Here is a 14,967-nt window from a genome sequence, read left to right as displayed (position 1 = left end):
CCGCCCGGCGGCGGGCGCGACGCTTAGTCTGTATCCGCAGGCGGGATGCCAAAATCAGGCATCCCGTTTTCTTGCCAGACGATCCGCTTCAGCCGCGTATGGCGATTAGGGTCGTACAGCGGGTCGCCTTCAATTTCGGTGTAGTTTCGCGCGTGATACACCAGCACGTCTTCCCCTTCCTCCGTTTGCGTAAAGGCGTTGTGCCCGGGACCATACTGGCGGTTCGCATCGCTGGTGCAAAACACCGGCTGCGGTGATTTATGCCAGTTCTCCGGCCGCAGCGGGTCGGCCTGACGGTCGATCCACAGCAGCCCCATGCAGTAGTTCTCATCCGTGGCGCTGGCGGAATAGCTCACGAACAGCTTGTCCTCATGAAACAGCGCCGCCGGGCCCTCGTTCACCAGAAAGCCGCGGCACTCCCAGTCAAACTCCGGCTTACTCAGCATCACGGGATCGCCTTTCAGCGTCCATGGGTTTTCCAGCTCTGCCAGATACAAATTCGAGTTGCCGTCGATATGCGGGGCCTTTTGCGCCCAGAGATACCACTGCTTTCCCTGATGACGGAAGGTGGTGGCATCCAGCGCAAAGGTGTCAAAGGGGGTTTTCACCCGGCCTTTTTCTCTCCACCTGCCGGTCAGCGGATCGCCGTCATCGCATTCAAGCACGAACATGCGGTGCTGGAACATGCCCAGCGCGTCGAGATCGTGGGTGTGGGTCGCCGCGAAGTAGATGTACCATTTCCCGTCAATTTCATGCAGTTCCGGCGCCCAAATCAGCTGGCTCATCGGGCCGCTTTCCGGCTTGCGCCAGACGACCACCGGCGGCGCCTCGCGCAGGCCCTCCAGCGTGGCGGCGCGGCGGATCTCCAGCCGGTCATACTCCGGGACCGAAGCAATAAAATAGTAGTGCTGCCGATGGCGCAGAATAAACGGGTCCGCGCGCTGTTCAATAAACGGATTCGGCCAGTTGTTCATCAGGCTTTCCTTATCTGTTCGCTGGTTTTGAGGTCCTGAAGTTCGTTCAGCTCGCCGTAGTTGACGCGGCGCTTCTCGAGGTCGGCCTGGATTTGGCTCATAAACTCGCGATTCACTTTTAGCATCCTCACCACCCCTGCGGTCAGCAGATAGCCAATGCCCGGAATAATGCTGAACAGCAGGATAATGCCGTTTACGGCGGAGGCGCTTTGCTCTTTGGCACCGGAATCATAGCCGTACCAGGAGAGCAGGAAGCCGACCATCGCCCCGGCTACCGCCAGCCCAACCTTCAGGAAGAAGAGGTTGCCGGAGAAGCTAATGCCGGTGATGCGTTTGCCGGTTTTCCACTCGCCGTAGTCATCAACGTCGGCCATCAGCGACCAGTGCAGCGGCGATGGGATCTGATGGAGGATGTTAAGCAGGAAGTAGAGCACCATAATCATCGTGGTGGCGTGCGGGTCGAAGAAGTAGAAGGCGCAGGAGAAGATAGCCAGCACGATGTTGGTCCAGAAAAATACCTGCAGCTTGCACCAGCGGTCGGTCAGCACCTTTGCCAGCATACTGCCGATCATCATCCCGACGACGCCGAGGCTAATAAACAGGGTCGCGAAGTGGGTGCTTTGCTGCATCACCCAGGTGACGTAATACATGGTGGCGGCCATACGGATAAAGCCCGGACAGACGTTGCACAGCGTCAGCAGCAGAATGCGCACCCACTGGTCATTTTTCCAGACGTCTTTGAAATCCTTCTTCAGTTCGTCATTGGTTTGTACCGCCGGACGCACGCGCTCACGTACCGTGGCGAAACAGAATAAAAACATGCACATGCCGATAAGCGCCAGCACGGTCATCGCCATCTGGTAGCCTTTGGCTTTATCGGCGCCGCCGAACCAGTCCGCCATCGGCAGGAGCGTTAACGACAGCAGCAGCGTGGCAATCCCGACCATCACAAAGCGGTAGGACTGGCAGGCAACGCGCTCCCTGGGGTCATTAGTAATGACGCTGCCCAGCGAGCAGTAGGGAATATTGATGGCGGTATAGGTCAGCGAGAGCAGGAAGTAGGTGACGAAGGCATAGATAACCTTGCTGTTATACGTCCACTCGGGCGTGGTGAACATCAGGACGCTAAACAGGGCGTAGGGGAAGGCTATCCACAGCAGCCACGGGCGAAAGCGGCCATATTTGCTGCGGGTGCGGTCGGCCATCGCGCCCATGATGGGGTCGGTCACGGCGTCAATAACGCGCACCGAGAGCAGCAATACGCCGACCAGCGCCGGAGCAAGGCCGAATATATCGGTATAAAAATAGTTAACAAACAGCATGATGGCGCCGAAAATGATGTTACATCCGGCATCGCCCATCCCATAGCCAATCTTTTCTTTAACTGAAAGCTTATTGTCTGCCATCTGGAGATCCTCCCCGTTGCGGTATGGAAGGATTATTTGCTGATATGTTGTTAAATGCGTTGCAGTATCAGGTTAACGATATGGACAAAACGACTGATGCAGGGGAAGTGTGAGGTGGGTAACAGTGCTCTGTGCCCGCAACGATGCGGCGGGCACAGAGTTTGGAGATGTATTAATGTGCTTTTACGGCGCTGGCATTTCTCTGTTTGAGCAGGTAGCCGACGCCGAGAACGGCAATCCACACCGGGATCAGGTAGACGGAAATCGCCATGCCCGGGGTGATCAGCATGATGACCAGCACTGCGGCCATGAACAGCAGGCAGATCCAGTTACCGACCGGGTAGAACAGGGCCGGGAAGCGGGAAACCGCACCCTGCTGCTGCTTTGCCCGACGGAACTTAATGTGCGCCAGGCTGATCATCGCCCAGTTAATCACCAGGGCAGAGACAACCAGCGCCATCAGCAGACCAAACGCTGATTCAGGGGCGAGGTAGTTAATCAGCACGCATAGCGCGGTCACCACGGCGGAAACCAGGATGGTATTCACCGGTACGCCGCGCTTGTCGACGTTCATCAGCGCTTTCGGCGCGTTGCCCTGCTGGGCAAGGCCAAACAGCATCCGGCTGTTGCAGTAGACGCAGCTGTTATAGACCGACAGCGCGGCGGTCAGAACCACCACGTTCAGCGCGTTGGCAACGAAGGTATCCCCCAGCTCGTGGAAGATCAGCACAAACGGGCTGGTGTCTGCGGTCACGCGGGTCCACGGCAGCAGAGAGAGCAGTACCGCCAGCGAGCCCACATAAAAAATCAGAATACGGTAGATAACCTGATTGGTGGCTTTGGGAATGCTCTGCTCCGGGTTATCCGCTTCCGCCGCGGTGATCCCGACCAGCTCCAGGCCGCCAAACGAGAACATGATGATGGCCATCATCATCACCAGCCCGGTGAAGCCGTGCGGCAGGAAGCCGCCCTGATCCCACAGGTTACGAACGGTTGCCTGCGGGCCGCCGTTGCCGCTGAACAGCAGCCAGCCGCCGAACAGAATCATCGCCACAACGGCAACGACTTTAATAATGGCGAACCAGAACTCCATCTCGCCGAAGACCTTCACGTTGGTGAGGTTGATGGCGTTAATGGCAACGAAGAAGATAGCTGCCGAAACCCAGGTTGGGATCTCGGGCCACCAGAACTGGACGTATTTTCCGACCGCGGTCAGTTCCGCCATGGCGACCAGAACGTACAGCACCCAGTAGTTCCAGCCGGAGGCAAAGCCGGCAAAACCGCCCCAGTACTTATAGGCGAAATGACTGAATGAGCCTGCCACCGGCTCTTCCACAACCATCTCACCGAGCTGGCGCATAATCAGAAAAGCAATAAAACCGGCGATGGCATAGCCAAGGATAATACCGGGACCTGCTGACTGGATAACGGACGCGCTGCCCAGAAACAGGCCGGTACCGATAGCGCCGCCCAGAGCAATAAGCTGTATATGGCGGTTTTTCAGGCCGCGCTTTAGCCGCTCGCCTTGCTGTTGACCTTCCATCATGAAACCTCGTGTGTGGTTATTTTGCGTTTACGCTTCATCCTTCAGGCTGTTGCTTTAGTGTCGGTCCCTGCCAGATAGCATAGCTATCCCTATTACTGAGAGTTGATGACCAGCCCTGTTATGCGTGATTTAGCGTCGACATTATTGTGTTGTGTAATTATGAAATTCCGTTTCTGTATTAATTTCTTTACGCAAGGCGAAATATAAAATCACTAAAAGGCCTTTTGTATCATGGAGAATAGTGATAAGTGCGGGCGAATGCACCTGCTTTATGAAGGGATGATGACGAAGCGAACAAAAAGAAACCATTTGTAAATAGGGCTGCGATGGGCGCCTTTAACCCTTAATGACTAACCATGCAATAAAACTGAATATAAAGACGCATTTTGGCCTGTTGAATCGGTTCAGATAGCCTGTTTTACGTTTCATAAAAGTTAACGCTACCTCCAACGGGGTAAAGACATCATTTGTGAGAAGTTACAATTCTGAAATGTTATTTCTGTAAGGTTGTTAAAATATGCCGGGTTTACTGATTTCAATCAAAACCTGTATGGACAGAAGGTGAATACTTTGTTACTTTACCGCTACGAACTGCGAATTGGTAAGACCAATTGACTCCGGGCTAATGGCAGAGACAGGGAATATGGCCTACAGCAAAATCCGCCAACCAAAACTATCTGATGTGATCGAGCAGCAGCTAGAGTTTTTAATCCTTGAGGGGACGTTGCGCCCCGGTGAAAAACTCCCGCCTGAACGCGAACTGGCTAAACAGTTCGACGTTTCCCGTCCCTCGCTGCGTGAGGCGATTCAACGCCTCGAAGCCAAGGGCCTGTTGCTTCGTCGCCAGGGCGGTGGAACTTTTGTACAGAGCAGCCTGTGGCAGAGCTTCAGCGACCCGCTGGTAGAGCTCCTGTCCGATCACCCTGAATCCCAATTCGATCTGCTGGAAACCCGTCACGCGCTTGAAGGCATCGCGGCTTATTACGCGGCGCTGCGCAGCAATGATGCTGACCGCGAACGTATTCGCGAGCTGCATCAGGCTATTGAACGGGCTCAGCAGTCCGGCGATCTGGATGCCGAATCCGATGCCGTCGTCCAGTATCAAATTGCGGTCACCGAAGCAGCGCATAATGTTGTGCTGCTGCATCTGCTACGCTGCATGGAGCCGATGCTGGAGCAAAACGTTCGCCAGAACTTTGAATTGTTGTACGCCCGTCGGGAAATGCTCCCGCAGGTCAGCAATCATCGCACGCGTATTTTCGAGGCGATAATCGCCGGGGAGCCGGAGCAGGCGCGTGAAGCGTCGCATCGACACCTGGCGTTCATTGAAGAAATTTTGCTGGATCGTAGCCGTGAGGAGAGTCGTCGAGAACGCTCACTGCGTCGTTTACAGCAACGGAAAGATGAGAACTCCGGTTCTTAAGCGCCATTTTTTAGAGCGCGGCAACTAAACGCAGAACCTGTCTTATTGTGCTTTTGGTTGTTCAAATAGTTCGGGTTATATCGCGGCGGCAAGCGCGCGAATCCCCGGGAGCATAGCTAACTATGTGGCCGGGGTGAGGAAGCGCAGCCAACAAAGAGATAACCTGAAATATGAAGAACAAAGAGTGCAATGGGACAGGTTCCAGATTAATCAACGATTAGATAGATAAGGAATACCCCCCATGTCAGAACGTTTACCAAATGACGTGGATCCGATCGAAACTCGCGACTGGCTACAGGCGATCGAATCGGTCATCCGTGAAGAAGGTGTTGAGCGCGCTCAGTATCTGATTGACCAACTCCTTTCTGAAGCCCGCAAAGGCGGGGTGAAGGTTGCTGCTGGCACATCTACTGGCAGTTACGTCAACACTATTGCCGTTGAAGATGAACCGGAATACCCGGGGAATCTCGATCTGGAACGTCGAATTCGTTCTGCGATTCGCTGGAACGCCATCATGACCGTTCTGCGCGCATCGAAAAAGGATCTTGAGCTGGGCGGCCACATGGCTTCCTTCCAGTCCTCCGCGACCTTCTATGAAGTGTGCTTTAACCACTTCTTCCGTGCGCGCAACGAGCAGGATGGCGGCGACCTGGTTTACTTCCAGGGCCACATCTCTCCGGGCGTCTACGCACGTGCGTTCCTCGAAGGTCGTCTGACTGAAGAGCAGATGAACAACTTCCGTCAGGAAGTACATGGCAAAGGCCTCTCTTCCTACCCGCACCCGAAACTGATGCCGACCTTCTGGCAGTTCCCGACCGTATCTATGGGTCTGGGCCCAATCGGTGCAATCTACCAGGCTAAATTCCTGAAATATCTGGAACACCGTGGCCTGAAAGATACCTCCAAACAAACCGTTTACGCCTTCCTGGGCGACGGCGAGATGGATGAGCCGGAATCTAAAGGCGCTATCACCATCGCGACCCGTGAAAAACTGGATAACCTGGTCTTCGTCATCAACTGCAACCTGCAGCGTCTGGACGGCCCGGTCACCGGTAACGGCAAAATCATTAACGAACTGGAAGGCATCTTTGCCGGTGCTGGCTGGAACGTTATCAAGGTTATCTGGGGCGGTCGCTGGGATGAGCTGCTGCGTAAAGACACCAGCGGTAAGCTGATTCAGCTGATGAACGAAACCGTTGATGGCGACTACCAGACCTTCAAATCCAAAGACGGTGCCTACGTACGCGAGCACTTCTTCGGTAAATATCCGGAAACCGCAGCGCTGGTTGCCGACTGGACTGATGAGCAGATCTGGGCCCTGAACCGCGGTGGTCACGATCCGAAGAAAGTCTTCGCTGCACTGAAAAAAGCGCAGGAAACCACCGGCAAAGCTACCGTCATCCTGGCCCATACCATCAAAGGTTACGGCATGGGTGATACCGCTGAAGGTAAAAACATCGCTCACCAGGTTAAGAAAATGAACATGGACGGCGTACGCTACGTCCGCGATCGTTTCAACGTGCCGGTTGCCGATGCTGATATCGAAAAACTGCCGTACGTGACCTTCCCGGAAGGTTCCGAAGAGCATACCTATCTGCACGCCCAGCGTGAGAAACTCCACGGCTACCTGCCGACCCGTCAGCCTAACTTCGATGAGAAGCTGGAGCTGCCGACCCTGGGAGATTTCGGTCCGCTGCTGGAAGAGCAGAACAAAGAGATTTCTACCACCATCGCCTTCGTTCGTGCCCTGAACGTGATGCTGAAGAACAAGTCCATTAAAGACCGCCTGGTGCCGATCATCGCCGATGAAGCGCGTACCTTTGGTATGGAAGGCCTGTTCCGTCAGATTGGTATCTACAGCCCGAACGGTCAGCAGTACACCCCGCAGGACCGTGAGCAGGTTGCTTATTATAAAGAAGACGAGAAAGGTCAGATCCTGCAGGAAGGTATCAACGAACTGGGTGCCGGCGCATCCTGGCTGGCTGCTGCGACCTCTTACAGCACCAACAACCTGCCGATGATCCCGTTCTACATCTACTACTCCATGTTCGGGTTCCAGCGTATCGGTGACCTGTGCTGGCAGGCAGGCGATCAGCAGGCTCGCGGCTTCCTGGTTGGTGGTACTTCCGGTCGTACGACGCTGAACGGCGAAGGTCTGCAGCACGAAGATGGTCACAGCCATATTCAGTCTCTGACTATCCCGAACTGTATCTCTTACGATCCGTCTTACGCGTACGAAGTTGCCGTCATCATGCACGATGGCCTGGAGCGTATGTACGGTGAGAAACAAGAGAACGTTTACTACTACATCACCACGCTGAACGAAAACTACCACATGCCGGCAATGCCGGAAGGTGCTGAGGAAGGTATCCGTAAAGGTATCTACAAACTCGACACCCTCGAAGGTAGCAAAGGTAAAGTTCAGCTGCTGGGCTCCGGTTCTATCCTGCGTCACGTGCGTGAAGCAGCAGAGATTCTGGCGAAAGACTACGGCGTCGGTTCTGACGTCTACAGCGTAACTTCCTTCACCGAGCTGGCGCGCGATGGCCAGGACTGTGAGCGTTGGAACATGCTGCACCCGCTGGAAACCCCGCGTGTACCGTACATCGCTCAGGTGATGAACGACGCACCGGCCGTAGCGTCTACTGACTATATGAAACTGTTCGCCGAGCAGGTTCGTACCTATGTACCGGCTGATGATTACCGCGTACTGGGTACCGACGGCTTCGGTCGCTCTGACAGCCGTGAAAACCTGCGTCACCACTTCGAAGTCGATGCTTCCTACGTGGTTGTTGCGGCGCTGGGCGAACTGGCTAAACGTGGTGAAATCGATAAGAAAGTTGTGGCAGAAGCAATCGCCAAATTTAACATCGATGCAGATAAAGTTAACCCGCGTCTGGCGTAAGAGGTAAGAGAATAATGGCTATCGAAATCAACGTACCGGATATCGGGGCAGATGAAGTTGAAATCACCGAAATCCTGGTCAAAGTTGGCGACAAAGTTGAAGCTGAACAGTCGCTGATCACCGTAGAGGGTGACAAAGCCTCTATGGAAGTCCCGTCTCCGCAGGCTGGTGTCGTTAAAGAGATTAAAGTCTCCGTTGGCGACAAAACCGAGACCGGTAAACTTATCATGATTTTCGATTCCGCCGATGGTGCAGCAGCCGCTGCACCTGCGCAGGAAGAGAAAGCAGCAGCGCCAGCTCCGGCCGCTGCACCGGCTGCGGCCGCGGCGAAAGACGTACACGTGCCTGACATCGGCGGCGACGAAGTAGAAGTCACCGAGATCATGGTTAAAGTGGGCGACACCGTTACGGCTGAACAGTCTCTGATTACCGTTGAAGGCGACAAAGCGTCAATGGAAGTCCCGGCACCGTTCGCGGGTACCGTGAAAGAGATCAAAATTAGCGCTGGCGACAAAGTCTCCACCGGCTCGCTGATCATGGTCTTCGAAGTGGCGGGTGCAGCACCTGCCGCAGCGGCAGCAGCACCGGCACAGGCGGCCGCTCCGGCGGCAGCGGCACCGGCTGGCGCGAAAGACGTTAACGTACCGGATATCGGCGGTGACGAAGTTGAAGTGACCGAAGTGATGGTGAAAGTGGGCGACAAAGTTGCCGCTGAACAGTCACTGATCACCGTAGAGGGCGACAAAGCCTCTATGGAAGTTCCGGCCCCGTTCGCGGGTACCGTGAAAGAGATCAAAATCAGCACCGGCGACAAAGTCTCTACCGGCTCGCTGATTATGGTCTTCGAAGTTGAAGGCGCGGCGCCAGCTGCGGCTCCGGCGGCAGCTGCTCCGGCACCTGCAGCGGCTGCACCGGCTCCGGCTGCGAAAGCGGCGGCCCCTGCGGCGAAAGCTGAAGGTAAATCCGAGTTCGCTGAGAACGACGCTTACGTCCACGCGACTCCGCTGATCCGCCGCCTGGCGCGCGAATTTGGCGTGAACCTGGCGAAAGTGAAAGGCTCCGGTCGTAAAGGCCGCATCCTGCGCGAAGACGTTCAGGCCTACGTGAAAGATGCCGTTAAGCGCGCTGAGTCTGCGCCTGCTGCCGCTACCGGCGGCGGTATCCCGGGCATGCTGCCGTGGCCGAAAGTGGACTTCAGCAAGTTTGGTGAAGTTGAAGAAGTTGAGCTGGGCCGTATCCAGAAAATCTCTGGTGCTAACCTGAGCCGTAACTGGGTGATGATCCCGCACGTTACGCACTTCGACAAAACCGACATCACTGACCTGGAAGCGTTCCGTAAGCAGCAGAACGCGGAAGCTGAGAAGCGTAAGCTGGACGTGAAATTCACCCCGGTGGTCTTCATCATGAAAGCGGTTGCCGCTGCGCTTGAGCAGATGCCTCGCTTCAACAGCTCCCTGTCCGAAGATGCGCAGCGTCTGACGCTGAAAAAGTACATCAACATCGGTGTAGCGGTTGATACGCCTAATGGTCTGGTTGTTCCGGTCTTCAAGGACGTGAACAAGAAGAGCATTACCGAGCTGTCCCGTGAACTGACGGTGATCTCTAAGAAAGCGCGTGACGGTAAGCTGACAGCTGGCGAAATGCAGGGCGGTTGCTTTACCATCTCCAGCATCGGCGGCCTGGGTACCACCCACTTCGCGCCGATTGTTAACGCGCCGGAAGTGGCTATCCTCGGTGTGTCCAAATCCGCGATGGAACCGGTATGGAATGGTAAAGAGTTCGTTCCGCGTCTGATGATGCCGATCTCTCTGTCCTTCGACCACCGCGTGATCGACGGTGCTGATGGTGCTCGCTTTATTACCATCATCAACAACACCCTGAGCGATATTCGCCGCCTGGTGATGTAAGCGAAAAGCCGGCCTGACGGCCGGCTTTTTTCTGGTAATCTCTCGTGCGTTTTGGGGTTATCAGCAATAAAGGACAAAATCGTTTGCCGTTTGTTGTTTCAAAATTGTTAACAATTTTGTAAAATGCAGGCGGATAGAACGTCCCGGTGGATATAAGGGTATTAATATACATACCCTATGGATTTCTGGATGCAGCAAGGCAGCAAGCGCCAGAATCCCCAGGAGCTTACTCAAGTAAGTGGCTGGGGTGAAGGCGTGAAGCGAACGCAGTTGCGGCCTGAAAGACGACGGGTATGACCGCCGGATACTAACTACAGAGGTCATGATGAGTACTGAAATCAAAACTCAGGTCGTGGTACTTGGGGCTGGTCCCGCAGGTTATTCTGCTGCCTTCCGTTGCGCTGACTTAGGTCTGGAAACCGTCATCGTCGAACGTTACAGCACCCTGGGCGGTGTTTGTCTGAACGTCGGCTGTATCCCTTCTAAAGCGCTGCTGCACGTTGCTAAAGTTATCGAAGAAGCGAAAGCGCTGGCCGATCACGGTATTGTTTTCGGTGAGCCGAAAACCGATATCGACAAAATTCGTACCTGGAAAGAGAAAGTTATCACCCAACTGACCGGCGGTCTGGCCGGTATGGCCAAAGGCCGTAAAGTGAAAGTGGTAAACGGTCTGGGTAAATTTACCGGGGCTAACACCCTGGAAGTTGAAGGCGAAAACGGCAAAACCGTGATCAACTTCGACAACGCAATCATCGCGGCGGGTTCCCGTCCGATCGAACTGCCGTTCATTCCGCATGAAGATCCGCGCGTGTGGGACTCCACCGACGCCCTCGAACTGAAATCCGTACCTAAGCGCCTGCTGGTTATGGGTGGCGGTATCATCGGTCTGGAAATGGGTACCGTTTACCATGCGCTGGGTTCAGAGATTGACGTGGTTGAAATGTTCGACCAGGTTATCCCGGCCGCCGATAAAGACGTGGTGAAAGTCTTCACTAAACGCATCAGCAAGAAGTTCAACCTGATGCTGGAAACCAAAGTGACCGCCGTTGAAGCAAAAGAAGACGGCATCTACGTTTCCATGGAAGGCAAAAAAGCCCCGGCTGAAGCGCAGCGTTACGACGCCGTGCTGGTGGCTATCGGCCGCGTGCCGAACGGTAAAAACCTCGATGCGGGCAAAGCCGGTGTTGAAGTTGACGAACGCGGCTTCATCCGCGTTGATAAGCAACTGCGTACCAACGTACCGCACATCTTCGCTATCGGCGATATCGTGGGTCAGCCGATGCTGGCGCACAAAGGCGTTCACGAAGGTCACGTTGCCGCAGAAGTTATTTCTGGCCTGAAGCACTACTTCGACCCGAAAGTGATCCCGTCAATCGCCTATACCGAACCGGAAGTTGCCTGGGTTGGTCTGACCGAGAAAGAAGCGAAAGAGAAAGGCATCAGCTACGAAACTGCCACCTTCCCGTGGGCAGCATCCGGCCGTGCGATCGCTTCCGATTGTGCAGACGGTATGACCAAACTGATCTTCGACAAAGAGACCCACCGTGTTATCGGCGGCGCGATTGTCGGTACTAACGGCGGCGAGCTGCTGGGTGAGATCGGTCTGGCTATCGAAATGGGCTGTGACGCAGAAGACATCGCTCTGACCATCCACGCGCACCCGACTCTGCACGAGTCCGTTGGCCTGGCGGCAGAAGTCTTCGAAGGTAGCATCACCGACCTGCCGAACGCGAAAGCGAAGAAAAAGTAACTTTTTCTTTCCGGCAAAAAGCATAAGCGGCTCTGTGAGCCGCTTTTTTTATGCCTGATGTTTAGATCTGTGTCTGCGTTAATAACCCGCCATATCTTATCAACACTTTGAAACTAGTTACTCACTAAACTTATAGGTAGTTAATTATAAGCGAGGTGGGTTATGAAACTCTTTTTAACAACGACTCTGCTGGCGGCAACGCTGGCTTCCGGCATCGCCTGCGCGGCCGATCCTGCGGTGCCCTGGGCGGATAACAGCGGCGGCACTGAGGGGACGCACATTGCGGCGATGGGCCAAAATCTGAACGCCCAGCATCAAATGGTGAGCAAAACGAGCGAAGGCGTTTGGGCGGCGAACTCGGGCAGCATCCAGGGCGATGAAGCCGCACTGAGCAGCACGAAGCCGGCATTTAGCGGCTACCCGCAGCTGATGCCTCATCAGGGCTAAATAACCCGCCCGGCGCTATCTTACGGCGCCGGGCGCTCTTCCTGATGCTCCAGCGCCTGCCAGCGGCTATCTGGCGCAAACTTCACTATCCCCCAGGCCTGGTCCGCAGTGTTCTCGCCTAAATTTGCCTGATACACCCGATCGCGACGATCGATCATAAAGCTCATCACCCCGGTTTCCCCCCACGCGACCGGCCACGCCAGCAGCGCTTCTCCCTGGCTGGCTTCGTCGTGAATCATGCGGAAATGATAGCCGTGATAGCCCGCGCCCGGCTCCACGGGGCTAAAGGCTGGCCCCAGCGGGCTGGGGGCTTCACCGGGAGAGGTGGGCCAGTAGAGACCATCTTTCTTGCCGGGACTGCTGATGATTTTCTTAGCCCAGGTATGGTTCAGCTGGTAAAAATCCTGCTGCGCGTCGACGTAGGCATGCATCGCCTGGATCGCGGCGAGCTCATTACGGCCGATCGCGCGGGTCAGGATTTCATCTTCGCCGGCCGCCATGTCAAAGTGCCAGCCCTCGCTGCTCTTGACCATCGGAACGGGCAGTCGCCAGGCTTCGCTCCCGACGTCGAGCCAGGCCGTATCCGCCTGCTGGACGATGCGGTGGCTAATCTTCCAGTCGCGCTGGAAGCGGGCGACGGCGTCCGGATCGATACCTTCCGGTGGCAAAAACTGCTGCCAGCTATCGCCGAGCAGGGCGGTGAGCGCCGAATCGTTATTTTGCCCAAGGGCCTCGGCCAGCGCGTTGGCTGCCAGCTCCGGAGTGGAGAACTGCTGCTGCGCCAGCGCCATCAGCGGGGAGACTGCCAGCGCCAGCAGAGCCATCCGTAATTGTTTTTTCATCTGCTTATCCTCAGCGACGGCGAATTTCAGGGTGTTCGGCGCGGTGCTCTCTGACCGCAGCGCGCTGCCCGCTGTTCAGGTTAGAGGCGGTACGACTTTGCTGCCCACGCGCCTGCTGGGATTGCCAGGAGGGGGAGCGGCTTTCATTGCCGCTGAGGGCGTTGGCCCGCAGGCTGCTCGCCCTGTGCTGGCGCTGCTCCGGCGTCGCCGACTTGATCTGCGTGCGGCGCTGCTGCTGCTGTTCGGTGGGGTGCTGCGCGCGGGTTTTTGCGGTCTCGCGACGCTGCTGCTGCTGTGGCGTTGGGTTCTGCCGCGCGCTTTTGATCGCCGCGGCAGGCGCCTGGTCGTAGCCGCGATAGTTGCTGCGCTGGGTGGCCTGATGCAGCTGCTGCGAGGCCGCCTGGCGCTGGGCATCGCGGGAAGAGGTATTCGCGATTCTTTCGCTGGCTGCCGGGCCGCTTCGCTCCTGCAGCTGGGTGAGGGCCGCCTGGCGCTGCTCGTTACGATCGGCCGGATGCTGCTGGGTTGAGCTTAAACCACCGGCGACGTTGGTCTGGTGGAAACGCTGGGAGACGGTGTTATCCGGGTAGGGGATATTGCCGCGATAGGCCGGATTATGCTGCCAGCCGGTGCGGTTGCCCGGCAGATTCTGGCCGGTGATATGGTTGAAGTTATTGACGTTGATATTGATGTTATCGCCATTGTGGGAATAGCCGCGGTTATAGTCGTTGTCATGATGGTAATCATCATCATGATCCCAGTCGATGCTGCTAAACAGCGCCCAGGTCGTCGCTACGCCGAGGCTATAGCCGAAGCCCTTCACGAAGCTGTCGGTAAACTGCTCCCCGGGCGGCGGCGGCAAATAGACCGGCGGATAGGCCGTATTGGGCCAGCTGCCGTATACGGTCGACGGGTTATAGGTTGGAACGTACACCACGTTTGGGTCGGTCGATTCAATTTTGATAATCTGCGTCGGGGCAGGTGCGGCCTGACTCCCCGCGGAGGAGGATGAGGTTGCCGCAGAGGAGGCCGGCGCGGAGGCGTTGGCGGTGGTCACTTTCTGCTGCGGCGTCGATTTCAGGCTGCCGGTCTGCTGGGCAAGCGCCCGCAGCCGCTGCACCGAATCCATCACGTCATGCGGCTGCGCTAAAAAAGCATCGCCGAGGTTCTCAACCCACGGCGGATTCTCGCCCATCAGCGCGAGCAGGGCCGGGAAGGCGACGAGCGATTTGACGCTCGGGTCCCAGGGCTGGCCCGCCACCGCCTGAACCGCCGCGTCGCCCTGCATGGAGGGATTATCCTGCGACCACTGCACGGCCTGTATCACGTTGCCGGGATAGGTTGATGCCATCAGCACCTGCGACAGCAGGTTGTCGGGATAGAGCGCGACGGGGGCAACCCATTGATCGATCTGCGCCCGGGTGTAGGTGGTGGTCACCGGCTGCGCGGCGGGTGCCGCAGGCGTTGGGGTTGCAGCAGGAGCCGCCGGTGCGGCCGGCTGAACCTCCGCTGACGCCTCGGCTATCGGCTGTGGTACGCGGCTTTTCAGGTACAGGGTACCCGCGGCGGCTAAAATCCCCGCGCTGCAAATTAACGCAATGACGTGGGGTTTAAAAAGTCGTGTCATGTTAGCTCCCGGCACAATAATTTGGCCCGTATCCACTGAGTATCGCCGAAAATAGCGTTTCCGAAGGAGTATATGCAGAGCAATTTTCTGTTTTTGATTATTGTTGGGATTGCGGGAGGTTATCTGTAACAGAATTAAAT

General features: G+C 56.2%; 10 protein-coding genes. 5 read left to right on the top strand and 5 right to left on the bottom strand.

The genetic code is table 11. From position 1 onward, the window contains the following. Positions 1-23 precede the first annotated feature (23 nt). The 3 genes from HCK03_RS22125 to aroP form a co-directional block, all read right to left on the bottom strand. Positions 24-974: a glycoside hydrolase family 43 protein gene (locus HCK03_RS22125; RefSeq protein ID WP_115193559.1), complete on the bottom strand. Its 951-nt coding sequence runs from the start codon at positions 972-974 to the stop codon at positions 24-26. Continuing rightward, complete coding sequence (locus HCK03_RS22120) at positions 974-2,380, bottom strand: glycoside-pentoside-hexuronide (GPH):cation symporter (RefSeq protein WP_041144069.1); 1,407 nt, start codon at positions 2,378-2,380, stop codon at positions 974-976. The genes HCK03_RS22125 and HCK03_RS22120 overlap by 1 nt, the downstream gene beginning before the upstream one ends. Positions 2,381-2,552: 172 nt before the next feature. Then, positions 2,553-3,926 carry an aromatic amino acid transporter AroP gene (aroP, locus tag HCK03_RS22115; RefSeq protein WP_167692193.1) on the bottom strand — a complete coding sequence of 458 codons (1,374 nt, stop codon included), beginning with the start codon at positions 3,924-3,926 and terminating at the stop codon, positions 2,553-2,555. Positions 3,927-4,569: 643 nt separating this feature from the next. On the opposite strand from aroP, the gene pdhR reads away from it, so the two are divergent. The 5 genes from pdhR to HCK03_RS22090 all read left to right on the top strand — a co-directional run bounded on the left by pdhR (position 4,570) and on the right by HCK03_RS22090 (position 12,358). Continuing rightward, a complete protein-coding gene (gene pdhR / locus HCK03_RS22110) occupies positions 4,570-5,349 on the top strand; it encodes a pyruvate dehydrogenase complex transcriptional repressor PdhR (protein WP_041144071.1) in 780 nt (259 codons plus the stop codon). Positions 5,350-5,590: 241 nt separating this feature from the next. Further along, the gene (aceE, locus tag HCK03_RS22105; RefSeq protein WP_041144072.1) at positions 5,591-8,254 is read left to right on the top strand and encodes a pyruvate dehydrogenase (acetyl-transferring), homodimeric type; all 2,664 of its coding nucleotides are present in this window, start codon (positions 5,591-5,593) and stop codon (positions 8,252-8,254) included. Positions 8,255-8,268: 14 nt separating this feature from the next. Further along, complete coding sequence (gene aceF / locus HCK03_RS22100) at positions 8,269-10,161, top strand: pyruvate dehydrogenase complex dihydrolipoyllysine-residue acetyltransferase (protein WP_045859856.1); 1,893 nt, start codon at positions 8,269-8,271, stop codon at positions 10,159-10,161. A gap of 325 nt (positions 10,162-10,486) precedes the next feature. After that, positions 10,487-11,911 carry a dihydrolipoyl dehydrogenase gene (lpdA, locus tag HCK03_RS22095; protein ID WP_041147519.1) on the top strand — a complete coding sequence of 475 codons (1,425 nt, stop codon included), beginning with the start codon at positions 10,487-10,489 and terminating at the stop codon, positions 11,909-11,911. A 162-nt stretch (positions 11,912-12,073) separates the two neighbouring features. Continuing rightward, positions 12,074-12,358, top strand: a complete 285-nt coding sequence (locus HCK03_RS22090; protein ID WP_041144074.1) for a hypothetical protein — start codon at positions 12,074-12,076, stop codon at positions 12,356-12,358. Positions 12,359-12,378: 20 nt separating this feature from the next. On the opposite strand, the gene HCK03_RS22085 is transcribed toward HCK03_RS22090, so the two are convergent. Next, entirely contained in the window at positions 12,379-13,200 is an 822-nt protein-coding gene (locus HCK03_RS22085) for a DUF2950 family protein (protein WP_167692192.1), read from the bottom strand. A gap of 10 nt (positions 13,201-13,210) precedes the next feature. After that, entirely contained in the window at positions 13,211-14,827 is a 1,617-nt protein-coding gene (locus HCK03_RS22080; protein WP_167692191.1) for a DUF3300 domain-containing protein, read from the bottom strand. Positions 14,828-14,967 lie beyond the last annotated feature (140 nt).

The organism is Klebsiella terrigena, from assembly GCF_012029655.1.
Classification (GTDB): Bacteria; Pseudomonadota; Gammaproteobacteria; order Enterobacterales; family Enterobacteriaceae; genus Klebsiella; species Klebsiella terrigena.
The sequence above is the reverse complement of the archived record's forward strand: the minus strand, read 5'-3'. Positions and strand labels throughout refer to the sequence as shown.